Annotated in this window: 16 protein-coding genes; 8 read left to right on the forward strand and 8 right to left on the reverse strand. The window is 59.0% G+C overall.

Going from position 1 to position 25,510, the window contains the following annotated elements:
- Nucleotides 1-21 precede the first annotated feature (21 nt).
- The 3 genes from pgmB to RBI05_RS00500 all read right to left on the reverse strand — a co-directional run bounded on the left by pgmB (nt 22) and on the right by RBI05_RS00500 (nt 3,809).
- Nucleotides 22-684, reverse strand: a complete 663-nt coding sequence (pgmB, locus tag RBI05_RS00490) for a beta-phosphoglucomutase (RefSeq protein WP_310549752.1) — start codon at nt 682-684, stop codon at nt 22-24.
- A 107-nt stretch (nt 685-791) separates the two neighbouring features.
- Entirely contained in the window at nt 792-1,829 is a 1,038-nt protein-coding gene (locus RBI05_RS00495; RefSeq protein WP_150459095.1) for a LacI family DNA-binding transcriptional regulator, read from the reverse strand.
- Between the two features lie 231 nt (nt 1,830-2,060).
- On the reverse strand, nt 2,061-3,809 hold the full coding sequence (locus tag RBI05_RS00500) for an alpha-glycosidase (RefSeq protein WP_310549753.1): 1,749 nt from the start codon (nt 3,807-3,809) through the stop codon (nt 2,061-2,063).
- Nucleotides 3,810-4,439: 630 nt separating this feature from the next.
- On the opposite strand from RBI05_RS00500, the gene RBI05_RS00505 reads away from it, so the two are divergent.
- The 4 genes from RBI05_RS00505 to RBI05_RS00520 all read left to right on the forward strand — a co-directional run bounded on the left by RBI05_RS00505 (nt 4,440) and on the right by RBI05_RS00520 (nt 10,286).
- Nucleotides 4,440-5,771, forward strand: coding sequence for a sugar ABC transporter substrate-binding protein (locus RBI05_RS00505; protein WP_310549754.1), 1,332 nt, complete (start codon nt 4,440-4,442; stop codon nt 5,769-5,771).
- 117 nt (nt 5,772-5,888) lie between these two features.
- Entirely contained in the window at nt 5,889-7,202 is a 1,314-nt protein-coding gene (locus tag RBI05_RS00510; RefSeq protein ID WP_150459098.1) for a sugar ABC transporter permease, read from the forward strand.
- The gene (locus RBI05_RS00515; RefSeq protein WP_150459099.1) at nt 7,199-8,041 is read left to right on the forward strand and encodes a sugar ABC transporter permease; all 843 of its coding nucleotides are present in this window, start codon (nt 7,199-7,201) and stop codon (nt 8,039-8,041) included. Before RBI05_RS00510 ends, RBI05_RS00515 begins: the two co-directional genes overlap by 4 nt.
- 115 nt (nt 8,042-8,156) lie before the next feature.
- Entirely contained in the window at nt 8,157-10,286 is a 2,130-nt protein-coding gene (locus RBI05_RS00520) for a methyl-accepting chemotaxis protein (RefSeq protein ID WP_310549755.1), read from the forward strand.
- Nucleotides 10,287-10,404: 118 nt separating this feature from the next.
- On the opposite strand, the gene yhbH is transcribed toward RBI05_RS00520, so the two are convergent.
- From yhbH to RBI05_RS00535, 3 genes are all read right to left on the reverse strand, one after another.
- Entirely contained in the window at nt 10,405-11,568 is a 1,164-nt protein-coding gene (yhbH, locus tag RBI05_RS00525; RefSeq protein ID WP_310549756.1) for a sporulation protein YhbH, read from the reverse strand.
- 82 nt (nt 11,569-11,650) lie between these two features.
- Nucleotides 11,651-13,321, reverse strand: coding sequence for a hypothetical protein (locus tag RBI05_RS00530; protein ID WP_310549757.1), 1,671 nt, complete (start codon nt 13,319-13,321; stop codon nt 11,651-11,653).
- Nucleotides 13,318-20,037 carry a DUF7507 domain-containing protein gene (locus tag RBI05_RS00535; protein ID WP_310549758.1) on the reverse strand — a complete coding sequence of 2,240 codons (6,720 nt, stop codon included), beginning with the start codon at nt 20,035-20,037 and terminating at the stop codon, nt 13,318-13,320. The genes RBI05_RS00530 and RBI05_RS00535 overlap by 4 nt, the downstream gene beginning before the upstream one ends.
- 135 nt (nt 20,038-20,172) lie before the next feature.
- On the opposite strand from RBI05_RS00535, the gene RBI05_RS00540 reads away from it, so the two are divergent.
- Complete coding sequence (locus RBI05_RS00540) at nt 20,173-21,771, forward strand: amidohydrolase (RefSeq protein WP_310549759.1); 1,599 nt, start codon at nt 20,173-20,175, stop codon at nt 21,769-21,771.
- Nucleotides 21,772-21,883: 112 nt separating this feature from the next.
- Nucleotides 21,884-23,050 carry a copper amine oxidase N-terminal domain-containing protein gene (locus tag RBI05_RS00545; RefSeq protein ID WP_310549760.1) on the forward strand — a complete coding sequence of 389 codons (1,167 nt, stop codon included), beginning with the start codon at nt 21,884-21,886 and terminating at the stop codon, nt 23,048-23,050.
- Nucleotides 23,051-23,131: 81 nt separating this feature from the next.
- On the opposite strand, the gene RBI05_RS00550 is transcribed toward RBI05_RS00545, so the two are convergent.
- A complete protein-coding gene (locus RBI05_RS00550) occupies nt 23,132-23,587 on the reverse strand; it encodes a hypothetical protein (RefSeq protein ID WP_310549761.1) in 456 nt (151 codons plus the stop codon).
- A gap of 182 nt (nt 23,588-23,769) precedes the next feature.
- Between RBI05_RS00550 and RBI05_RS00555 the strand changes: the two genes are divergently transcribed.
- Nucleotides 23,770-24,156 (forward strand): DUF423 domain-containing protein, encoded by a 387-nt coding sequence (locus RBI05_RS00555; RefSeq protein WP_310549762.1) that lies wholly within the window; start codon nt 23,770-23,772, stop codon nt 24,154-24,156.
- Between the two features lie 72 nt (nt 24,157-24,228).
- Here the strand turns inward: RBI05_RS00555 and RBI05_RS00560 are convergent, their stop codons facing one another.
- Nucleotides 24,229-24,816 carry a hypothetical protein gene (locus RBI05_RS00560; RefSeq protein WP_310549763.1) on the reverse strand — a complete coding sequence of 196 codons (588 nt, stop codon included), beginning with the start codon at nt 24,814-24,816 and terminating at the stop codon, nt 24,229-24,231.
- A gap of 215 nt (nt 24,817-25,031) precedes the next feature.
- Here RBI05_RS00560 and RBI05_RS00565 point away from each other — a divergent pair, with 215 nt between their 5' ends.
- Complete coding sequence (locus RBI05_RS00565) at nt 25,032-25,334, forward strand: YunC family protein (protein ID WP_310549764.1); 303 nt, start codon at nt 25,032-25,034, stop codon at nt 25,332-25,334.
- Nucleotides 25,335-25,510 lie beyond the last annotated feature (176 nt).

Below are 25,510 nucleotides of genomic sequence, written 5' to 3' on the forward strand. Positions count from 1 at the left end.
GACACAGATTTGGAAGACAACTTATTTGGAAGCAAAATACTCGCCAAGCCGCTGGGTGCTCATCTCTTCGAGTGAAGAGATAACGAGGTCGGCTGCGCCAAGAGTTTCCGGCGAACCGATGCCTACGCTGCGCATTCCGGCCCGCTGAGCCGCTTCGATGCCGGCTTCGGCATCCTCGAACACGATGCATTCTTCCGGACGGGCTTCAAGCGCCTGCGCGCCCAGCAGGAACACTTCCGGGTCGGGCTTCGCCGCCGAGGTCTTGTTGCCGTCGATGATGGCATCAAAATATGGCGTCAGTCCCGTGTTGTCGAGAATCATCATGGCATTCTTGCTGGCGGAGCCGAGGGCGACTTTGATTCCGGCGCTGCGGCATTCCTTGAGGAAGTCGAGGGCGCCGGGCAGAATCTCCGAGCTGTCCATTTTGGTGATATATTCGACATAGCGGTCGTTCTTGCTCTGGGCGAGCTCGGCTTTCTTGGCATCGTCGAAGCTGAGGCCGCCGATTTCAAGCAGAATATCGAGCGAAGCCATCCGGCTGACACCCTTTAACCGCTCGTTGTCCTTCTCGGTGAATGTGAAGCCGAGAGAGTCGGCCAGTTCCTTCCAGGCGATGTAATGATACTTGGCGGTATCGACCAGGACGCCGTCCAGATCGAACAGACAGGCTTTGATGGTAGTCATAATGTCCTCCTTCTTGATTTGAAGCGCAAACGTTTGTACAATCTTTGAAAAAATAAATGAAGCCGGTAAACCGCTTCATTTATTTTGGTGAAACCGTAGTCTGGCTTTTACTTTCTGCCCGGCGAATACATGGAAGATTCGCGCACAATCAAGCGGTGCGGGATAATGAACCGGTTGGTGTAACCGATATCCTTGTCCGGCTGCTGTATAGCCTGAATCAGCACCTGCGATGCTGTGTAACCCAAGTGGTAAATGCCGATGTCAATACTGCTGATTGGCGGGCTGGACAACTCGCTGAGCGGGATGTTGTTGAATCCGACGAGTGCCAGATCCTGCGGGACGGTATATTTCAGTTCATTCAGCCCGCGAAGCACGCCGAACGATATCATGTCGTCCACAACAAGCAGGGCGGTTGGCCTATTCGGGAGGTTCATGAAGAACGACATCGCCCGGTAGCCGCTGTCCTGAAGGAATTCGCCTTCTACAATCCATTCGGGCCGAATCTCAAGGCCGCTTTCTTCCATCGCTTTTTGGTAACCGGCGAGCCGGTCGCGCGATACAATCAAATTCGGCGGTCCACTGACAAAGCCGATTCGCTCATGTCCCATGGTAATCAGATGGTTGGTGGCATCGAAAGCCGCCATTACATTGTCGTTGTCGACGGAGAGAATATTCTCGTAACGGTCGCTTCGTCCTACCAGGACAAAAGGATAGCCGTTCGATTCCAGGAAGTCGATGACGCTGTCGTCCTTGCGGGAATACAGCAGAATGACGCCGTCTACCCGGCGGCCTTTAAGCAGCCGAGATACCGCTTCCAGTTCTTCTTTCTCGTTGGCGCCCGAGCTGATCAGTACATCAAACCCCGAGCGGCCGGCCTGTGTAACAATGCCTCGAATCAGTTCCATGAAGAACAGATTGGAGAAGAGTTCCTCCGCAGGCTTCGGCAATATAATGCAAATGCTGTTGGTGGTTTTCGAGACCAGACTTTTGGCCATCATATTCGGGTGATAGCCCATTTCTTCCATGATTTCCTTAACCTTGCGAGAGGTTTCCAGGCTGATTCTTGGATGATTGGACAATACCCGGGATACCGTGGAAGGAGAGACACCAGCTCTCTTCGCCACATCCTTGATGGTTACTGTCATAGAAACCTCCTCATGAAACCGTTTGTATTACAATCGTAATATTAATCGAACCCGCTGAAATTGTAAATAGAGAAAGGGATAGGCCCCCTCATAATTTATGTAAAATCATGAATTAGGCCCCCCCTCTATTGGAGGAACCTCCAATTCCCTTCAAGCCATAAGGAAGCTTGCCCGGCCGGGCGCCGTTCGCGCTCTGGGCCGGGCTTTTGCCGCAGGCTATTCAGCTTCGGTTTACAGCGACCGGGCTTTGAGAATGGCATACCCGTAGGACGGAAGCTTCGCATGCAGCACACCGCGATCAGTCCGCAGCTTCTCCCCGGTTAGAAGGTTCTCCCATTCCTGCTCCTGAACCGGAAGCCGGAACGATTGTCCGCAGTCTCCGGTGTTCATCAGTACCAGAATGGCTTCATCGCCCAGGCGGCGCTCATAGGCCAGCTTGCTTCCCTTGACGGCCGCTTCCAGGAAGCGGATGGAGCCTTTGCGGAGCGCTTCATGGTTGCCGCGGATCCGGATCAGGTCCTGATAGAACCGGAACATGTCCCGGTCCTGAAGCTCCGGTTCCCATACCATACACTTCCGGCAGCCGGGATCTTCTCCGCCGTCCATACCGAATTCGCTGCCATAATAGATGCAGGGAGCTCCCATATAAGTGAACTGGAAGGCAACAGCCTGCTTGAATTTCTGCTTGTTGCCGTCGCAGAGTGTCAGCAGCCGGGCGGTGTCATGGCTGTCCAGCAGATTGAAGGCGGCTTCGTTAACCTGCATGGAGTAGCGGGAGAACTGGCGGCCGATCGAATTGGCGAAGCCCGCAGCGTCCAAATCGCCCCGGACGAAGAAGTCGATGACGGCGTCGGTGAACGGATAGTTCATAACCGCATCGAATTGGTCGCCTTCCAGCCAAGGGGCGGATTCGTGCCAAATTTCGCCGAGTATGTAAGCTTCCGGGTTGGCTTGCTTCACAACACGCCGGAAATCCCGCCAGAATTCATGGGATACTTCGCTGGCTACGTCCAGCCGCCAGCCGTCGATTCCGACTTCCTTGATCCAGTATTCGGCGACTTCCAGCAAATATTTTTTGACTTCCGGATTTTGAGTGTTCAGTTTGGGCATTTTAGGTTCAAAGGCGAAAGTGTCATAGGTCGGCACATCGTCCTCAATCTCCAGCGGGAAGCTGCGCACATGGAACCAGTCTTTATAGCGGGAGTTCTCGCCGTTCTCAAGCACATCAACGAACGGGGCGAACGTGCGGCCGGAGTGATTGAACACGGCGTCCAGCAGAACGCGGATTCCGCGCTTGTGGCACTCTCCGACCAGGCGCTTCAGCGTCTCGGTATCCCCGAACTGCGGATCGACCCGGAGATAGTCTTCGGTATCGTATTTATGATTCGTAGTGGCAGCAAAAATCGGCGTAAAATAAATACCTGTAATGCCGAGTTCGGAGAGATGATCCAGGTGATCGATGACGCCCTGAAGGTCTCCTCCGAAGAAATTCTCCGGTGTCGGAGCAGCTCCCCAAGGCTCTGCGCCTTCCGGATCGAGAGAAGGATCGCCGTTGGCGAACCGTTCCGGGAAGATTTGATAGAAGACGGTGTCTTTGACCCAGGCCGGAGGCGCGAAGACGTCGCTCAGATTGAGGTAAGGGAACTCGAACAGGCGGTTCGGGTTGGCCGGCTGCTCCTCCTGGTAACCGTTCTCGGTCATCCAGATTTGTTCATCGCCCTGAAGCAGCAGAAAACCGTATTTCAGCCGGCGGTAAGGAGGGACCGACTCGCATTCCCAATAATCGAACATGGAATCGGATGTCAGCAGCGTCATGGGAATCAGCTCTTTAGTTCGGTCCCAGGCATATTTGTCGCCTGCCCAGGCATAGGCTTCGGTCAAATCGCCTTTCTTGGAACGAAGACGAAGATGAATGGTGTTCTCATCGTAAGCATAGGACCAGTTCATTCGTGGCCGGTGATAGATGGCTTCCAGCAGCATTGGTTTTTCCTCCCGTTAGATCGTGATTGGTGTACCGCGTCCCAACAAAAAAGGCACAGCCTGGCTCTGAAATCTGCCGAGGTTGTACCGTATAGACGATAGCATTGCCTTTAAATTGTTGTTTCAAACGTCCGCGGTTGTGCATGTTTCATGAACATTGCTTCGCATTATAGCACGGAAGAAACGGTCTGAAAAGCGATTCTGTACAAACCATTGCATGGGCTGCGTAGAGGCAAGGTGACAAAATGCTGCGCTTCAATAAAGCGGGAAACCGGTTTTTTGAACCGCCTATAACATCTTGGTAATCCGAAGAAGCGGATTAAAGGAGGACCAAGAGACCAATATGGGCGAAAATTAGAGTAAATCTGCGATATATTGAGTAATCCAAAGAAAAGGTTATATATAATGATCAAAATGGGCATATTAGACCTGTGCAAACGTTTTTGCAAAACGGAGAATCTGTTGTATGATTGGTTCAGCAATAAAGCGCTTTCCGAAGAGAAGCCAACCGAAATTGAAAAGTCGCACAGAAAGAAAGCACTTTCATTTTCGGCCTTTTGAAATCGTTTGCGCAACTTTTCTGAAAGCTTTGCTAAGCTTAGTTTTATTAAACAGGAGGGGTTATTAGTAATGAGCATGAAAAAATGGATGGCAGTAACCGCTGTTGCCTCTATGGCCGTGTCGATCACAGCCTGCGGCGGCAACAACAACAATAACAACGGCAACGCCGCTTCTTCCGCGGCTCCGGCAGCAAGCACAGCGCCTGCAGCCAGCACGGCTCCTGCAGCCAGCGACGCCGCTGCCTCGATCACTCCGGAAGATGGCGCATCCCTGGTTGTTTGGGAAAGTAAAGAAGAAAGAGCCTTTGCAGACGCAATCTCCAAAGAATTTACGGCGAAATACAATGTGCCGGTTAAAATCGAAGAGCTGAGCCCGACCGACCAGGTAACGAAGCTGTCCCAGGACGGTCCTTCCGGTCTGGCCGCAGACGTTATCCTGATTCCTCACGACAACCTGGGCCGCGCAGCAGCCGCTCAGCTGGTTCTGCCGAACGACGTGTTCGAAGCTGAAACCAAAGCCAACAACACTGAAGCCTCCATCACGGCTGCCAGCTACGACAACATGCTCTACGGCTACCCGCGCGCTGCTGAAACTTATGCCCTCTTCTATAACAAGTCCCTCGTGAAAGAAGCTCCTAAGAGCTTTGATGACGTAATCACCTTTGCCAAGACGTTCACGGACAAATCCAAGAACAAATACGGCATCATGTGGGAAGTTGGCAACATGTACTTCAACTATCCGTTCATCGCTTCCAACGGCGGTTACATCTTCGGTGAGAACGGCACGAACAAAGATGATATCGGCATCAACAACGAAGGCGCAATCACTGGTCTGAAAGAGTACATGAAGCTGAAAGAAGTGCTGCCGATCAAGAGCGGCGACATCACAGCCGACATCAAGCGCAGCTTGTTCAACTCCGGCGACGTAGCCATGGACATCAACGGTCCTTGGGAACTGGCCGGATACAAGAAAGCCCTCGGCGACAAACTGGGTATCGCTCCGCTGCCGACAATTGGCGGCAAGACAGCTATCTCCTTCGCCGGCTTCAAAATCTTCGCAGTCAATGCTTACACGCAGTATCCCAACGCTGCTAAGCTGTATGCCGAATTCGCTTCCAGCAAAGAATCTCAGCTGAAGCTGAATGAACTGGTTGGTTCCATTCCGACGAACAACGAAGCTCTGGCCGATCCGCAGATTTCCGGCGACCCTTACATTTCCGCTTTTGCTGAACAGACAAAGAACTCCCAGCCGATGCCTTCCATTCCTGAAATGGGCAACGTATGGAGCCCTGTGAACGCAGCTCTGCCGGAAATCTGGGACAAGGGCGTAGATCCGAAGACTGCTATGGATAAAGCGGCTCAACAGATCAAGGACCTGAACAACGGTGCTTCGGCCCAGTAATAAGCATAGCGTATAGCTCTGCTCTAAACAGTAAGCACGTGAAATCAAAATCGCCCGCCGCTCGGTTGCGGCGGGCGATTCCCTGATTTTGCTCGAGGAGAGGAGAACGGAAGGGAAATGAAGCGACACCGCACGATAGCCGCTATACTGTCGACGATTTTCATGGGATTGGGACAGATATATAACCGCCAATTCATTAAAGGCCTCATTTTCTTGGCTGCAGAAGCCGGATCGTTGGTTTATTTCATCAACAAACTCGGAGATGCGTTCTGGGGTATGAGAACGCTGGGCGAGAAGACCCAGCACTTTGAGAAGGTCAACGGAATCGCCAAGCTTGTCAAAGGCGATCACTCGATCTTTATTCTGATTCAAAGCTTGATTGTCCTGATCTTCTTTGTTCTGTTCCTGATTGCCTGGTACATGAACATTAAGGATGCCATGAAGACTGGCGCTGCCCGTGACAAGGGAGAACAAGCCGGCGGCTTCAAAGCCAGCATCCGTTATATTCTCGACTACAAGTTTGCGCAGACTTTCCTGATCGTGCCTTCTATCGGTATACTGATGTTCACCATCATGCCGATTATCTTTATGATTTTGCTGGCTTTCACGAACTACTCTGCGCCTAACCATATGCCTCCGGCCAAGCTGGTGGACTGGGTCGGATTCGAGACATTCCGCAATCTGCTCGTTCTGAAGTCGTGGAGCCATACGTTCTACGGCGTCTTGACCTGGACGATTATTTGGGCGATTCTCTCTACGATTACCACCTACTTCGGCGGTCTGCTCGTCGCACTGCTGGTCAGCCAGCAGGGAATCAAGTTCAAAGGAATGTGGAGAGCCATCCTCATTATTCCTTACGCCATTCCGCAGATGATTTCGCTGCTGCTGATGCGCAACCTCTTTAACGGACAGTTCGGCCCGATCAACCAGTATTTGAAATACTTCGGTCTAGGTCAACTGCCGTGGCTGACGGACCCGTTCTGGGCCAAGTTCACTGTTATTGTCGTTAACATGTGGGTCGGTATTCCGGTATCCATGCTGCTCATCATGGGCGTTCTGACTACGATTCCGCGGGATATGTATGAAGCGGCGGAAGTGGACGGCGCTACCGGTTACCAGAAATTCCGCATTATTACGCTGCCGATGGTGCTGTTCTCGACCGCGCCTACGCTGATTGCCCAGTTCGCGGGCAATATCAACAACTTTAACGCCATCTTCCTGCTGACGAACGGTAACCCGGTTAACGGTAACTATCAGTATGCCGGTTCGACCGACTTGCTCGTTACCTGGCTCTACAAGCTGACGCTCGACCAGAACAAGTACAACATGGCTTCGGCGGTCGGCATTATTATCTTCATCATTGTAGCCGGGTTCTCGATCTATAACTATCGCCGGACGAAGTCGTTCCAAGAGGAGGATATGATCCAATGAGCCTTAAGCTTAAGAAGAATATACGCCTGACGCTCAGCTACGTTATGCTGGTAATACTCGCCGTGGCGGCCCTCTATCCGGCTCTCTGGATTCTGCTGTCGTCGCTGCGTCCCGGCAAATCGCTCTACAGCAAGACCTTTATTCCGGAGACGTTCACGCTGGAGCATTACCGTCAACTGTTCACCGATAACACGCTGCTGTTCCAGAACTGGTGGCTGAACACCTTCAAGATCGCCATCTTCTCGATGATTCTGGGTGTCTTTCTGACCCTGCTGACAAGTTATGCGGTCTCCCGTTTCCGCTTCAAGACGCGGAAGACGACGATGTCCGTGCTGCTCGTACTGGGCATGTTCCCCGGCTTCATGAGTATGATCGCCATCTATCTGCTGCTCAAGGAGTTCGACCTGCTGGATACGCATATGGCGCTCGTTCTCGTCTATGCGGCGGGAGCGCCGCTCGGCGGAACGCTGATTGCCAAGGGCTTCCTCGATACGATCCCGCGTTCGCTGGACGAGGCGGCGCGTATCGACGGCGCCAGCAACTTCGGCATCTTCTGGAGAGTCATTCTCCCGCTGTCCAGACCGATGATTACCTACATGGCGCTGACGCAGTTCGTCGGCCCTTGGGTAGACTTTATCTTTGCCCGCCTTATTCTGCGAACCAAAGATAAATGGACGGTGGCCGTGGGTCTCTATGACATGGTCAACTCGAATCAGAATACGAACTTTACGACCTTTGCGGCCGGTGCGGTTCTAATTTCGATTCCGATTATGATTCTGTTCGGCTTCCTGCAGAAGCTGCTGGTAGACGGTCTTACGGCCGGGGCAAGTAAAGGCTGACGACGCTGCCGAACCCATGTGAATCTTGGATTTTGGGCTCCAGAGGGGCACAATCTTTACCCTTATGGTGAAGATTGTGCCCTCTTTTATTAACTATCAGAGGATGATGAATGTAATGAAGGGCATGGTCTTCAAATCGGTAGGTACCAAGCTGTTTGCCGCCTTGTTCTGCACCACCTTGCTGTTGACTTCCGTCCTCGGTCTCACTTCTTACAATGCTTCCAAGCGTATCATCACCGATCAGGTTGCGTCGGCTTCCGAACAATCCGTCACCCAGGCGGCAGACAAGCTGGATTTCCTCCTGTCCCAATACGAATCCTTGTCCAGACAGTATGCCGTCGATGCAACGCTTAAGGCTGATCTGGCCGTTATACATAATCGTGCAAGCGCTCCCGCCGATATCAGTGCCGCAGAGGAACGCATCAAACAGAAGCTGACTGCCTTGACCGCTTCGGATGAGCGGCTGGTGGGTGTGCGCCTGGTTGCTAAATCCCTGATTGATTCGGAATCCTATAAATCCGTAGGCCTCAATAATCTGCGCTCCGACGAAGGGGTGGAAGAGCGGCTGAAGGCTGTAGAAGCTGCCAAAGGCAATCCGGTCTGGTTCCCGACACGGACCCGGGGTTTCTTCGATATCAATCCTGACCCTTCCTTTGCCATGGGCCGGCTCCTGCGGAATCTGAAGAACCCGGAATTGGAATATTACCTGATTATCGAGGTGAAGGGCCAGGCGCTTGGCGATCTGCTGGCGAACTTCCATATCGGAGACAAGGGGCAGATCCGGATTGTGACGGCAGACAACCGGATTGTCTACCCGGCGGATAAAGACTCTCTGGGACAAGAGTTCTTTGTCGCCCTGCCGAATCAGAAAGACAATAAAGAGAGCAGCAAGGAACAGCAGTCGATTACGGCTGCCGACCGCAGCGGGAACGATCAGCTCGTGGTCTATCACGGCATCCGGTCGGCCGACTGGACCCTGGCGGGGTACGCGCCGGTGAGTGACTTTACCCATTCAGCCAAGCGGCTGCTGTATATTACGCTGATCGTGGTAGCCTGCGCAGCGCTGATTGCCCTGCTGATTGGCTATCTGCTCGTCCGAATGATCGGCCGGCCGCTTGGTATGTTAGCGAAGCTGATGGAACGAGGGGAGAACGGGGACTTAACGGTCCGCGCTTCCTTCGGCGGCAGGGATGAGATCGGCAGGGTCGGCCACAGCTTCAATCAAATGATGGAGCAGCTTGGCGGGCTTGCCCGTCAGAGCGGACAAAGCGCGCAGGACGTGCTGACGACTTCGGCGAAGCTTGTTGTCGCATCCGGCGAAATCTCCGTGAATGCGAGGGAGGTGGCTGCCGCTTCCGAGGAAATTGCCAACGGAACGGCCAGTCTCGCGGAAGAGGCGGACAAGAGTAGCCGGAACGTGCAGCGCATGGGCGAGCAGATGAAAGAGGTCGCCGGAATCAATCAAGTTCTGGACCGTTCCGCTGAACGGCTGCTCGGAGTCAGCGGACAGGGCGGGAAGCTGATGGAAATGCTGGTTGCGAAGAGCGAATCCACGCTGGATATGATGAACCGGATTGAGCAAAATTCCGCACGTCTTCAAGAGAGCCTGCGGTTGATTGCCGGTCTGCTGGCTCCGATGATCGCCATTAACAAGCAGACCAATATTCTGGCGCTGAACGCCTCTATTGAAGCAGTACGCGCAGGAGCGGCCGGCAGAGGCTTTATCGTCATCGCCGATGAAATCCGCGGTCTGGCCAATCAGTCCGGCCGGTCTATTGAGTCTGTGTCCCGGATTGCCGATGAAATCGGACTGGATATCGGGAACATGGTGGAAGCGGTACAGGCTGCCGTTCCGCTGTTTCAGGAGCAGATTGCAGCAGTGCGGGATACCTCGGAGACGTTTGCCGATGTCAAAGCCGAAATGGAGAAGTACATGGAGCATCTTCAAAAATCCTCGCAGGCGGTCAGCGACCTGCTTGCCAGTCAGCAGGAAATGGGAGAGTCGATCAACAGTGTGAGCGCCGTGGTGCAGCAGACGGCCGCCTCCACCGAAGAAGTGGCCTCGATGTCTTCCCAGCAGTTCCGGATCAGCGAGCAGCTGGTCCGGCTGTCGGGTCTGCTGGAGAAGCTGGCGGCATCGCTCCAGGATTCGCTCGTCTCCTTTCACACCGGAGAAGAAGCCGCACCGGAAGCCGATGCCGCTGAAGGCCAGTCCGCTGAAGAGAACTTGCAGCAGAGCGCATAAGCCCTGGGCCTCTCAGCCTGGGCTGGAAGAGTGAAAGCATGCCGGCAGGGCCGGCCCGCAGTCGGAAGACGACCGGGTCGGCCCTGTCTGCATGGAAGGGAATGGGGGGCGGAGGCGATCAGCGCGCCGCCGGTTCTTTTGGCGCAAAAAAGGTGCGAAGGGCTTGGTACACTTCCTTCTTGTCCTTGATGACGTAGTGCATGAAGCGCTCGTGCTTCAGGTTCTTGTAGGCCGACATCAGCGTGCTGCTGCGGTTGTACTGGTTGACTTCGCCGTAGCCGAACAGGTTGCAGCGCTTCAGCAGCTCGCCGATCAGCTTGACGCAGCGCTCGTTGTCCGAGCTTAGGTTGTCTCCGTCGGAGAAATGGAAGGGATAGATGTTGTATTTCGACGGAGGGTAGCGGGTATCGATGATCTCCAGCGCTTTCTGATAAGCGGACGAACAGATGGTTCCTCCGCTCTCGCCCCGGTTGAAGAAGTCGTGTTCGCTGACCTCCTTCGCCTCGGTGTGATGCGCCAGGAAGACGATCTCCACCTTCTCGTACTGGCGGCGCAGAAACCGGGTCATCCAGAAGAAGAAGCTGCGGGCACAGTATTTCTCGAAGGTACCCATACTCCCCGAGGTATCCATCATGGCGATAATGACGGCGTTCGAGTGCGGGATGGTGATGTCGTCCCAGGTTTTGAACCGCAGATCGTCCGGGCTGATGCTGTGAATGCCGGGCTGTCCCCGGCCGGCGTTGCGCCGAAGGTTCTCCAGCAGCGTCCGCTTCTTGTCGATGTTGGACATCATGCCTTTTTTGCGGATATCGTTGAAGACGATGGAACGGGTCTCGATTTCTTCCTCGGTTTTGGGTTTCAGATGGGGCAGTTCCAGCTCCTTGAATAAAATATCCTCCAGATCCTCCAGATCAATCTCGGCTTCGATCAAGTCCTGGCCGGGCTGGTCCCCGGCCTTCTCGCCTTTGCCGTGGCCGGAGGAGGCAGGCTCCCTGCCCAGAACATCCCCGACCTGGCTGTCGCCGTCGCCCTGGCCGACGTGTTTTTGCTTGCGGTAATTGTAGATGATCCGGTATTCGTCGAGGCTGCGGATCGGGACCTTCACGAGCTTGCGGCCGTCGGACATAATGATATTCTCTTCCGTAACGAGATCGGGCAGGTTCGCCTTGATCGCTTCCTTGACCTTCTGCTGATGGCGCTCCTGGTCCTGATGGCCTTTGCGGTGCAGCGACCAATCCTCCTTCGATACTACAAATGAATAAGGAAGCTCGGATTCCGGCATGGCGGTCACCTCCTGGTTCAGTTCTTTCCATATATATTCCGCGGAAGAAGAGATATGTGCAGGCCGCTTGTTAGCCCTCCTCCTATTCGTCGTCTCCTTCCACGGTGACGGTATATTCGTTGGAGCGGGCTTCGGCCGTGTAGGTCTGTCCGCCGGACTCATAGCGGCCGGAGGCGGCGGCGTAACCGGACAGCACGGTCCCTGCGGCGTCCTGCCGGATTCGGACCCGGCAGCGGATGATCCGGCGTTCTCCGGGACCTACGACGCCAAGCGACAATCCGCCGCTGCCGTACGACGCCGGGGCTCCGTCGATACTCAGGCCGTCCGGCACAGCTTCCATGCCGGGCAGCGGCAGAGAGCCGAGCCGCACCTCTGCCGGGAGGCTGCCGCTGTTGGCCAGCGTCACCGCGATGACCGCTTCGTCGCCCGGATGGACGCTGGCCGGCTGAGCCGCTGCCGTCAGAGACAGCAGGGGCGCAGCTAAGCGCACGGAGACGGAATTTGAGCGGACAGTCTGCCGGACGGACCGGCCGTCGGGCAGCAGGGTGATGTAGCGGGCTGAAGCATAGTTGATCATTTCGGTCAGCCCGCCCTTGCCCGCAAGGGGATCGACCCGCGCGCTGAACTGCACCTTCACGAACTCGCCGGGACGAATCATCCCGAGCGGAAGACCCCGGTCGGGGAGCAGCTCGGGATAGACGGCGCCGGCTATCGTGACGCTGCCCGGCACCCAATCCGTCCCGAAAGGCGGCGAATCCTGCAGTACCACCTCGGCGGCCAGCGCGCCGGGGTTGCCGACTTTAACGGTATAGCGGAGTTCCGCTCCCGGAGCGGCGGAGACGGCATTGACCGTCTTAAGGAGGGTGAGCCCGGGCGCGAGGAGAGCGGTGGAGACGCTGTTGCTGCTCTGGCTGCGCCGCAGCGTCTCTCCTCCGACGGAATAGGAGACGACCGACTGAACGAGAATTTCCGTTGCGCCGGGGATATAGAGGGAGCGTGCCCGGAATATGACTTCCATTGACTGGCCCGGCGCAAGATCGTTCAGGAGAAGGCCGGTCTGCGGGTCGGCGGCCGGGTCATAGACGCCGTCCGCGATGACGCTTCCCGGAATCCAGCCGGCAGCGGCCGGGAGCCGAGCGGCGAAGATCGGCTCCCGGATCGCTTGAAGTCCGCTGTTGCGCAGGGTCGCGGTGTACGTCAGCACGTCCCCCGGGAATGTGGCCGCGGTATTCACGGCCAGGGAGATTTCCAGCAGGTAGGCGCGCAGAGCGACCGTCACGGTCCCGGACTCGGCACTGCCGCGCACCTGCTGTCCGTCCGGCCCGGTGAAGAAATAATCGGCCCGGGCGCGGTTGCGATACTCCAGCGAAGGCGGGAGCGCCACCGACAGCGCCTGGAATACGATGGAGGCTTCGCTGCCGGGAAGGAGGAGGCCCGCCGGAATGCCGGCAGCCGGATTGGCCCCCGCCAGCGGAAGGCCGCCTGCAAGAACGCTGTTCGGCACAAAGGCCAGGCCTTCCGGCAGCGGATCGTACAGGAGGACCTCGGCAGCGGCGTTGCCGGTATTCCGGACGGTCATCCCGAATACCAGCGTATCGCCGAGGCCGGCGCTGTCACGGTCGGCATGCTTGTGCAGGGAGATGGACGGCCCCAGGACCGGGGTGCGGACGATATTGGAGAAAGCGATGGCCTCGGCGCCCGCCGCTCCCTGGAACAGAACCAGGGACTGGTTGACGATCAGCGGCTCGGTCATAGAGCAACGACCTGCACCTGGAACGTCACGTTGACGGATGCTCCGGCAGCGATGGTACCGATCGGAACGCCGGTTGCCGGACTCTCTCCCGGCATCGGCGTGCCGTTAACCGCCACGCTTCCGCCGACGAACTGGCTGCCTGCCGGAATCGGGTCGATCAGTACGGCGTTGCTCACCTCTGCCGTGCCGTTGTTCGTTACGGCGATGGTATACGTAATGATATCTCCCACCACGGCATTGGAGACCGAGGTATTCTTGACGACCGTCACATCGGGAGAGGAGAGCGGAACGGCCAGTGAATTGGAGACGGCGGAGCCGTTGAGGAGCCGGCCGTCCGGCGGGCTGTACGTGTAGCTGGACGAAGCTTGATTCACGAGCTGCTGCGGCGCTGGCGACGAGTCGGCGGCCAGAACCGTCAAGGTTACCGTCGCCGGGCTGCCCGGGGCAACCGGTCCGACGGCGATTCCGCCGGACGGATCTACGCCGGGGAGAGGAACGTTGTTAAGCAGCACGCTGTTGGGCACGAAGGTCGCTCCGGCCGGTATGCTGTCGAACAAGGTGACATCGGCCGACAGGTTCCCTCCATTCGTAATCAGAATGCTGTAGGTGAGCGTGTTGCCAATGGTGACGTTGGCAACGCTGGCGGTTTTGGCTAGGGTGAGGATAGGCTGATAGACCGGGACGGCAACAGTGTTCGAGTAAGAAGCTCCCGAGAAGGCGCCCGAAGTGAAGCTTACCGAAGCCTGATTGTTCAGAACGGCGGGGCTCGGAAGCGACGTGACGTTCAGGTTGAAGGCAACCTGTACCGTTGCGCCCGGCGCCAAGGTGCCCAGAGAAATGCCGGCTGCCGGGTTGGCAGACGGGCGGGCCGTACCGCCAACCGTTACACTGCCGGGGACCAGAATCGTCCCGGCCGGAATCGGGTCGCTCAGGACGACATTGTCCACCGCTGCAATTCCGTTGTTCGTGACCGCAATCCCGAAAGTGAAGGTATCTCCGACTACGACGTCGGCAACGGCTGTAGACTTCACAACCGTCACATTCGGAGAGGATACCGAAATCAGAACGGTGTTGGAAGCCAGGCTTGCCGTGAACGGGCGTCCGTCCGGCAAGGTATAGGATAAGGATACCGCCGCCTGATTGGCAAGCTGCTGACTGGGCGGGAGCGTCTGGATGACCGCCGAGAAGATGACGGGCAGAGAGGCTCCGGGAGCGATGCTTCCAAGCGGTATACCGGCTGCCGGGTCCGCTCCGGGAACCGGAATTCCGCCGACCAGAACGCTGTTGGGGACCAGGACGGCGCCGGCGGGAATGGTGTCAGTCAGCGTCGCGGATGCCGGATAATTGCCTGTGTTGGCGACATTCACCGTGTAGACAACCGTGTCTCCGACTGTGGCGATGGACAGGCTGCTGCTCTTGGCCGCCGACAGAATCGGCCGATAGACCGGGAGGCTGACCGTGTTGGAGAAGGTGACGCTGGAGAGCGTCCCGGATGTGAAGCTCACCGAGGATTGGTTAGTCAGCGTGCCGTCCGGAGGCAGGGCCGTTACGCTTACGCTGAAGGCGACCGTAACGGAGGAACCCGGCGTCAGGCTTCCAAGCGGGATGCCCGCCGAAGGACTGGCCGAAGGTCTCGGTTCGCCGGCAACGGTAACGGAACCGGGAATGAACGTCGTCACGGCCGCCACCACATCGCTGAGGACCAGATTATTGACGGCAGCAATGCCGTTATTGGTGACAATCACGGAATAGATAAGGGTATCTCCGACCGTAGTCGCCGAGGTGCCGGTGGTTTTGACAACACTGACATTAGGGCTGGATACCGGCAGCGACACGCTGTTCGATGAACTGGCGCCCGATGCGGTTCTTCCGTCCGGGAGGGTGTAGGTATACGAGGCGAGTCCCTGGTTCACCAGAAGCTGAGGTACGGGCAGGCTGGTAATTTCGACGGAGAAAGTAACCGTTACGATGCTTCCGGGGGCAATCGAACCGACGGCAATGCCGCTAGCCGGATCGGCTTGGGGCAAAGGCAGTCCATTCACCAGCACGCTGTTGGGGATAAATACGCTGCCCGCCGGGAGCGTATCGGTCAGCGTGGCCGAGGCGGCATAGTTGCCGGCATTCGACACGGTCAGCGTGTAGCTGACCGTGTCGCCTACGGTGGCCTGGGCGGTGCCGGCGCTCTTGACGACGTTGAGAACCGGCTGGTAGACCGGTATGGCGATCCGGGCGGACAGCGCTGTAGCCGAGACTGCTCCCGAGGTGAAGGCCACCGAAGCCTGGTTGAGCAGTTCGGCCCCGCTCGGAACGGCGTTCACCCGGACGTTATAGGTTACCGTTACAGAGGCGCCGGGCGCCAGAGAGGAGAGCGGAATCCCAAGCGACGGATTGGCCGATGGAACCGGCGTTCCGGCCACGGTGACGCTTCCGGTCACGAAGGCGGCCTCGGGAGCCAGCGGATCGGTAAGCTGAAGATTATTGACCGCAGCAATGCCGTTGTTAAGAACAATGACGGAGTAAGTGATCACATCGCCTACGGTGGCCGCCGTCGAGCCGGTGACTTTGGTGACGGACACATTCGGAGCCGAGACGGAGATCGTGATCGTGTTCGACAGGGCCGACCCGCTGAGCGGGCGTCCGTCCGGCGTGGTGTAGGTGTAGGCAGCCGAAGCCTGGTTGTTAAGGAACTGCGGTGTTGGCAGCGAAGTGATAACTGCGCTGAAGGTGACGGTTACCGCGCCCCCCGCCGGGACAACGCCGACGGCGATGCCGGAGTCGGGTGAAGCGCCGGGAAGGGGAAGACCGCCGACAATGACACTGTTGGCGCTGAAGGTGGTGCCGGACGGAAGCGGGTCGGTCAGCGTGACGGAAGCTTCCAGGTTGCCGGTATTGGCGACCACAACCGTATACACAATCGTATCGCCGACGGTGGCGACTGCGGCGCTGGCGCTTTTGACCAGTCCGAGCTGCGGTTCAATAATCGGGGTTGCGGTGACGTTGGAGGCCGAAGAGCTGGAGAAGACCCCGGAAGTGAAACTGACCGAGGACTGGTTGCTGATGAGCGTAGGATTAGGCATATGGACTCTCACCTCGAAGGATACGGCGACTGCTCCGCCCGGAGCGAGACTGCCGATCAGAATGCCGGAGGCTGGAACAGCGTTCGGAAGAGAAGCCCCGTTCACCGTTACCGTACCGGGAAGGAATGTGACATTCGGGGGCAGCGGATCGCTGTAGACCAACTGGCCTGCCGCTGCGTCTCCCGTATTCGTGATCACGCTGGTTATTGTCAGAACGTCGCCCGTTACAGCCGCTGAAGCGCTGATGCTGTTGACAACCGATACTTGGGGAGAAGAGACTGGAACCGACAGCGTGTTGGACGCCGCGGTTCCGCCGAGCCGCCGGCCGTCCGGAAGAAGGAAGGTGTAGGCGGCGCTCGCCTGATTGACGAGCCGCTGCGACGGAGGCACCGCGTTCACCGTCACCAGGAAGCTCACCGCTGTACTGTCGCCCGGGGCGAGCGGTCCCACCGGAATACCGGAGGCGGGATCGTACCCGGGGAGCGGAACGCTGCCGATCTGGACGCTGTTGGGAATAAACGCCGCCTCGGGCGGCAGCAGGTCGGTCAGGGTCGCGGAGGCGGAGATATTGCCGGTGTTGCTGACCCGGATCTGATAGCTCAGCGTGCTGCCGGCTGCAACGGGGGAGGTCCCCGCGCTCTTCAGCAGATTCAGGACCGGCTGATAGACCGGAGTCTCCGCCAGGGGAGAGACGGCCGAGCCGGAGAAGCTTCCCGAGGTAAAAGCTGCGCTTGCGCGGTTGCCCAGCACGGCGGGACTTGGCAGGGACGAGACGTTCACGGTAAAAGCAACGGCGGCCGAGGCCCCGGCCGCCAGATTCGGCAGCCGGATGCCGGCGGCCGGACTGGCGCCGGGTACCGGCGTGCCGTTCACCAGTACGCTGCCTGTCACGAAGGTCGTTCCAGCAGGGAGCGTGTCGGACAGAATGATGTTCTCCAGAAGCGCTGCGCCGGAGTTGGCGGCGGTGAGCGTATACGTCAGATTCTCGCCGACGGCGACGGCAGCCGTTCCCGCTGTTTTGGTCAGCGTCAGATTGGGTGCAGACACCGGCGTGGATATCGTGTTCGTAAGTGCAGAGCCTGTGAACGGCCCGCTCCCGCCCGGAAGCTGATACCGGTAAGCGGCCGTGCCCTGGTTCACCAGAACGGCCGGAGACGGCAGGCTGTTGACGGATACGGTGAAAGCGACCTCCGTGTCTGCGCCCGGCGCAACGGTTCCAAGCTCAATGCCGCCAAGCGGGGAAGCGGCAGGGCGGGCCACTCCGCCTACAGTTACACTGCCCGGGACGAAGGTGGTGCCGGAAGGCGGCGTATCGCTGAAGGTGACCTCTGCGCCCAGATTGCCGGTGTTGGCGATTCGGATTCTATAGACCAGCATCCCTCCCACCAGCGCGGAGGCGGCTGATGCGCTCTTGACGGCGGTAATGACCGGCAGATAGACTGCCGTCGTTACGGTGTTCGACTGAGCAATGCCGCTGAATGCGCCCGAATTGTAGGCGGCCGAGGCCCGGTTGTTCAACTGGCCGGACGAAGGAACGGCGGCGACAGAGACGCGAAAGACGGCGGCAGCCGAGGCGCCCGGCGCAAGGGTGCCGATCGGAATGCCGGTAGCCGGATCGGCTGCCGGAAGCGGCGTACCGGACAGGGATGCGCTTCCGGCGACGAAGGTGCTGCCGGCGGGAAGCGCGTCGGTCAGTGTCACCGCCGTGAGCGGCGAAGCGCCGTTGTTGGCGACAACGGCGGTATAAGTCAGCGTCTGGCCGACGGCGGCCTCCGACTGGCTGACGCTTTTGACTACAGAGACATTGGGAACCGAGACGGGGAGGGTCAGCGAATTGGAAGCGGCGTTTCCCGAAAGGGTCCTTCCGTCCGGCACTTGATAGGTGTAAGCGGCAGTTGCCTGGTCGGTCAGCGCGGGCGGGGAAGGAAGGCTGCTGACGAGAACAGAGAACCTGGCGGTTACCGTCTGTCCGGACGCAACGGTTCCGATAGCGATGCCTGCGGCCGGGTTCCCGGCCACCGGCGTACCGGAGACGGTGAAGCTTCCGGGAACATAGGTGCTCCCCGAAGGGATGTTGTCGGTCAGCGTGACCGAAGCGCCGATATTCCCGCTGTTGGAGACCGAGAGCGTATAGGTTACGGTATCGCCGACCACGGCGGCGGTCTGGCTGGCGCTCTTGGATATGGCAAGAACCGGGGAATACACGGGTAGAGTGACGGTATTGGAGGGGACGACGCCGGTAAGAACAGGACCTCCGCTGACGCTCTGGAAGGTAAAGGCGGCGCTGGCCGTGTTGGCGGCCTGCTGCGGGCTCGGGAGCGATGACACTCTGGCCTGATAGACCACCGTGACGGAAGTTCCGAAGTTGACGGTTCCCAGCGGGACGCCGGCGACGATGTCGAATCCGGGGCGGGAGACGCCGGCGACGCTTACGCTGCCACCTGCAAAGACCAGTCCGGCCGGAAGCGCGTCGGTCAGGACGGCGCTTGTGGCGTTGGCGGTCCCGGTGTTGGCAACCGTCACCGTGTAGGTGAGAAGATCGCCGACGACCGCACCGGCAGCGCCGGCGCTTTTGGTTACCGTAATCTTGGGAGCATTGATATCGACCTGTATCGCATTGGCATTGACCACATAAGCGTCGCCCGAGGTCGTCAGCGTAAGGACTGCGGAGGCCTGGTTATTGACCAGGCGCGGAGAGATATCCACATTCGTAATATCCCAGCCCTGACGTCCGCCGGAAATGTTGCTTCCCGGGCTGCCGTTCGTCTGGTTCCGGCTGCCGAAGGTGCCCGTGGTGTCGATCAGACCGGCGTCATTATTGATCTGGGAAGCGAAGAAATTGTTCGCAAAATTGTTCGGTCCCGACAGCGCGGCCAGCGAAGCGGCGTTCGGACCGAACAAGGCCTGGTCGCCGGCACGGTTCGCGTCGCCCTCCTGGGCGCTGAACAGCGCCCGGCCGCCCAGCGCGCCGGAGACCGGCGTGGCAAATCCGGTGAGCGTTGTGGTCACCGGAGCGGAGGTCGATTGAACGAGCACGGCCCCCGCCCGAAGCGACATATTCCGGAAGGGGAGCGACGGATTCTGATAAATGACGCCCAGTGTCCAGCCGGCGTGGTTTGCGGTGGGATCGCCGCTGATGACAATGGTCCCGGCTACCCCGCCCGTAATATAGCGTCCTGCCCCCCCAAGCTGGATGTAGGAGGTCACGTTGGCGGACCGGACGTAAGCGGAGGCCCCGTTGCCGAGATCCACATTGTTGCTCGTCGCCGAATCGGGCGATACGCTGATAACGGTTCCCGAGGGCAGCGTCAGCGAGACCGGATTGTTAATCTGGGCGCTCAAGTTGACGGTTCCGTTAATGTAGGAGCCGCCCCAGATTAATTCCGCGTACAGAACGGTGCTGCCCGGCGGAAGATTGAGGATGGCCGCTGAGCTGTTGGCGGTGTACAGGCTTGTCGTTCCGGCGGGATAGGAATTGTAGACGGAAGCGGTGTTGACCGTGGTGAAGGCGCCGATACTGTCCTGAGTGCCGGGAACGCCTGCTGTGTCAGACCGGCTCAGACCGAGCGTGTTGCCCGTGAACGTAACGGCGCCGGTGGCATTGATCGTTGCTCGTACGACGAGAGGAATCGTGCTCACCTCCTGGGCCGGCGTCCCCGGTTGCGATGGCCTGCCTGCGGGTTGCCGGGAATTGACGGAAAGAATGGCGTTAGGTAAGCTTATGTGCAGCAAGGGTTCCATTATGACTGCTGCGGAGGAATGGAGGAGGAGCGCATGGCGGGTACGCTGTATGCGAACGGACGTTTATACGGATACCCGGACGATGGTCCGGGCCGGCTGTTGTCGGTCTATACCGAGGAAGGGCGAATCGCGGCCATCGGGAGCGAAGAGGAACTGAGGCTCCAGCTCGCGGGCCGCAGCTACGGCACCGTGGATTGGGAAGGCGCGGCGGTGCTGCCGGGGCTGGTCGATGCGCATATGCACCTGGCCATGACGGGGATGAAGCTGGACATGCTCGATTTTACGGGATGCGCTTCCCGGGAGCAGATGCTGGAAGCGATCCGGGAGCGAGCTGCGGTCACGCCGCCGGGAGAGTGGATTCTCGGACTCAACTGGAATGAAAATGATTTTGCGCCGGCCGAGGCGCCGCACCGGCTGGAGCTGGATGCCGTAACGGACCGGCATCCGGTCTTCCTGACCCGCACCTGCTTCCATGCGTATCTCGGGAACAGCGAAGCTTTTCGCCGGGCCGGCGTTGCGGCGGATACGCCGGACCCTCCGTCCGGCTCATATGGAAGGGACCCGGACGGGTCTTTGAACGGCTGGATCTATGAGGATGCGTCCCGGCCGTTCTCCGCCGTTCAGCCGAAGCCGGACTATGCCGCCCTGAAGGCGGCGGTCCGCCGGGGCGCGGAGCACGCCCTGTCGCTCGGTCTGACCGGCGTGCATACGGAGGACCTGCGCCTGATCGGCGGAGCGGAGACCATGCTGCGCATTCACCGGGAACTGAGCGAAGAGGGTCTTGCCTTCCGGACGCATCAGCTGATGTACCATGAGTATCTGCCCGAGCTCGCCGAGCTGGGCCTGCGCGCCGGCAGCGGGGACGAATGGCTGCGGATCGGAGCCGTCAAGCTGTTCGCGGACGGCGCCATCGGCGGACGGACGGCACTGCTGTCTGCTCCTTACAGCGATGCGCCGGGCACCTCCGGCATGGCGGTCCACACGCCGGAAGAGCTGGAGCGCATCTTCGCAGAGGCGCGGCGGATCGGCTTCCCTGTGGCGGTTCACGCCATCGGGGACGGAGCTGCGGATCTGACGCTGACGGCGATGGAGCGGGTGCCGCTGCCGCAGGGCTGCCGGCTGCCCGACCGGTTCATCCACGCGCAGGTGCTGCGCCGGGACCTGGTCGTTCGCATGAAGAATCTGCCGCTGATTGCCGACATTCAGCCCCGGTTCGTGGCGAGCGACTTCCCGTGGGTGCTGGAGAGGGTGGGGCCGGAACGCACCCGCTGGCTCTACGCGTGGAAGAGTCTGCTGGAAGCCGGAGTGGTCTGCGCAGGGGGAAGCGACGCGCCGATTGAACCGGTCAGCCCGTTCCTCGGGATGCACGCAGCCATAACCCGCCGGAAGCCGGGCGAGCGCCACGCCGGCTATGTGCCGGAGGAGAAGCTCACGGCCGGTCAAGCGCTTGGATTGTTCACTTCGGGCAGCGCGGCTGCGGCCGGAGAGACGGCGGAACGCGGCAGTCTGGAGATCGGCAAGCGGGCCGACTTCACGGTCTTGGACCGCCCGCCGGGCAGCGACCCCGATGATCTGCTCGCCGCGCGCGTGCGCATGACGGTAGTCAACGGTACGGTGGCGTACAAGCTGTAACCGGCTTGTTAATAAACGGTAACCCAATGGAGAGCGTCCTGTGGTAGATTGATCCAAGTACCTTATGGATGGGTACCTTAATCCCGTATATCCCTGCGACAAGGAGATTTCTATGTTGAAGCCGATTTATCGAACAGCGCTTGGGGCGGCGCTCTCGCTGCTGCTGGCGGCGGCGCCCCTGGCCCCTCTTCCGGCAGGCGAAGCCCGGGCCGCCCGAACGGAAGCGGTCCCGACGGGGCCGGCGGCTGTCGCCGCAGCCCTTGTCTCCCCGGCAGCTTCTGGCCGGACCGCGGGCCATGCCGACGTCTCTGTCCGCTGGAATGGCCAAGTGTTGAACTTGTCCCCTGCCCCTTATATCAGCAACGGGGTCACGATGGTTCCTCTGTCCATGATTCAGAAACTCGGGAGCGTGTCGGCGCACTGGCAGCCCGATGAGGGCCTGGTGCGCATCTGGATGACCCGGGGAGGCGTCTATGATTTCAAGCCGGGAGAAAGGGAAGTGAGGGAGACGGCGGAGGCGGGTCGCTATCCGCTGGCTGCGCCGGTTGCCGGGCAAGGCAGCGAGACCATGCTTCCGCTTCGCTTTATCGCGGAACTGGCGGGAGCGGATGTCCGCTGGAACGCCTCCGGCCGAAGCGCAGAGGTCGTCACGGGACGGACCGTGCTGGCGGCGGTGCCCGGCGGCGGTCCGCGGCTGTTCCGCATCGGCAAGAAGGCGGATACCTTTGAAGGCATGCGGCTGGAATGGGATGGCTGGGTGAAGTCGTTCCCGAACTGGAAGAACCCGGTCGATGCGTCCCATGCTCCGGTTCTGGAGACAGGCGATATCGGCGGGGATCAGAGTCCCGAAGCCGTGATCCGTCTGAACGCCGGATGGGGGACGGGGCTTCATCTGGAGGAGGTTCATGTCATCGAACGCCGTTCCTTCAAGGAGATACCGGTCGATGATCCGGTCGAGGCGGCCCGCAATCGGATCGGCAGCTCGGTATCGCTGCGGGGGGATCAGGTCATTATCCGGGCGGAAACGCCCGGCGGCGGGGATCAAATCAGCCGCAGCGCTTCCTCTTACGGAACGGAAGCCGCAGCGCTGGACCGGCAGAAGATCGCCTTCGGGTCCATTATCTATTATGGGATCGAAAGGGGACGGCTGACCGCGAGGCTTGGCGGGGCTATCGGGAATGCCGATTTTGTAGGGGAGGCGCGGATCGTCTACCGGTATGAGGAGGGACGCTACAAGGCGGACCAGGCCACCTTCTCGTTCTATCCGTCCCGCCCTTAACCCCGGCCGGCTCCCATCAACTGGCAGCGCCCCTGACTGGCGGATCACAGATCCGCCGGACAGGGGCGCTGCCGATTGCGTCTAGGACGCGCCGACATTAGCCAGACCGACTGCAATTACCAGAATGAACAGCAGCAGAATCAGACCGTTGATGAGGGTGCCGATGACCGCCAGAGCTTTCTTGCGGTCCCGCAGGGCGATGCCGATAATGCCGGTGATTACTCCGATCAGATTCAGTGCCGCCAGGCCGAGAACCGACATGCCAAGCAGGATGAATGCCTCGCTGGAGTCGCTGCGCAGTTCCCCGATCTCGTCGATCAGAGGGGCAATGATGGCGCCCGCGGCGGCCAGAGCGGCGATATAGCCGACAACCGTGACCAGGCCAATGACGAAGGAAGCGATCCCCGGGCCTGAATGTCTGCGGTCTTGCAGGTTCTTATAGTCTTGCGCTTCCGCGGGTTCGCTCATTCCGTAGCCGGATGGCGGTTGGGCGGAAGGCGATGGGCCTTCCGGCGGATTGACTTGTGGCTCGTCCATAATCGAACTCCTTCAAGATGAGTAGTGGTGAATCCAATGCTGCTTCTCTTACTCTTCCATAAGGGGGCGAGAAAAGCAAGCACATCCCGCACTCCTGGTGGAAAAGACTTTCCGCTTGCGATAAGATGAATCCGTGCCGCCGAACAGGCGGCCAAGACCAGCGGATCGAAGGAGAGAAAGACATGCAGCGTTTCTATGCGGGCTGGGGAGCTCTGCTGCTGATGCTGGCCGTTGCCATTGGCGCATTTGGCGCCCATATGCTGAAGACGGTAATCAGCGCGGATGATCTGACAGTCTATGAGACCGGTGTGCATTATCACATGGTACATGCGCTCGGGATTTTGGCCATTGCTCTGGCAGCCGGACAATGGGGTGAGAGCGCCCGGCTGCGCTGGGCAGCCCGGCTGATGCTGACCGGCATCGTCCTCTTCTCGGGCAGCCTCTACGTGCTCAGTATCTCGGGAATCAAGGCGCTGGGCGCCATTACGCCGCTTGGCGGCGTGGCGTTCATGGCAGCATGGCTGCTGCTGGCGCTTGAAGCTTTCTCGCGGCGCGAATCCCGGCGCTGACCGCAGATCGCAATCGCGCAAGAACGCCCCGGCACAGACCCGATATTCGGGAAGGCCGGGGCGTTCTTTTCCCTACATGAACTCGTCGATTTCGTTGAGCTTGAAGGTATAAACCTGCTTCTCATCCACATGGTAGACATTGATCGTATTCGTGGCCTCATCCAGATTCAGCACCCGGCACGGAATGGAGAGCTGCTTGCCGTAGCGGTTCGCCCGGATGCGGATCAGCTGATTCTTGCGGATGAATTCCCGGATCTGGATATAGATCGGACCGAACGGATGGGCTTCGCCTCCGGTTCGGGGGGCGGCAGCCGCTCCGCGCCCGGCTTCTGGTCTGGCGGCCGGTGGGGCCTTGGCCTCTACCGAAGGTTTGGCCTCCGCAGAAGTCTTGGCGGCAGTCGATGGCTTGGCGGGTTCCGCTGCGGCCGCGTCGGCGGCTCCAGCCTTGCCCTGGGACAAATTTCGCTTGGCGTTCTGAAGCAGCTCGTCGATGGTTCTTCCAAGCTGCAGGTTGGAATTAATCTTGAAGTCGGTTACATACTCGCTTCCATTCAGCAGTTCAAGCAGATACTGCAAGGCAAGCGGGTTGGTCTTGGCATTTATTAAAATGTCAAGATTAAACAGAAATTGACCTTCCGTGCTTCGCAGTTTGTTGTTCATAAGTCCCCCAGCCTGTTCAATATAGCGCTTCTTTTGCGTATTTACACTATATCATTATCATTGAAAGAAGAACAGCGGGGGAACAGATCGAATTGGGACTATCGGCCCGGGAACCTTGATGCGCAACCGGGACATTTGTCCGCACCCCTGCTCCCTGAAGGGCATACATTTAGATAGAGCATGACGGGAAGCAAGAAGAAAGGCGGTGTGCAGCAATGGTAACACTGAAACCGATTGTGATCGGCGGACATACGATGCTTGGCGTAGTGGTGCAGCTCCCCAAGACAACTCTTCTAAGCGTCAGCACGGACAAGGGATACATCATGTGCGGAGCGCTGGATGTCGGACTGCTGAACGACAAGCTGAAGGACCGCGGTATTATTGCAGGCCGGGCGGTAGGCGTACGAACGCTGGAGCAGCTGCTGGACTCTCCCCTGGAGTCGGTTACGCATGAAGCCGAGAAGCTTGGCATTGCGGCGGGAATGTCCGGGCGGGAAGCGCTGCTGCGGATGGTCTAGGAACGCTGGCACAAAGCGGCCATACAGGTGTAAAATGGAGGAGCGGAAGCGAAATTCCGCTCCTTTTTGCCCGTTCGCGAACCCTCAGGCATAACCCTCCTTCCGTTCGTCCATCCTACAATTGATCTTTGGACGGCTGTGCGCAGCCGCACGGTCGGGAGGAAGACGCCGCTTTG

The organism is Paenibacillus glufosinatiresistens, from assembly GCF_031470375.1.
In the GTDB taxonomy this organism is placed as follows: domain Bacteria; phylum Bacillota; class Bacilli; order Paenibacillales; family Paenibacillaceae; genus Paenibacillus_AQ; species Paenibacillus_AQ glufosinatiresistens.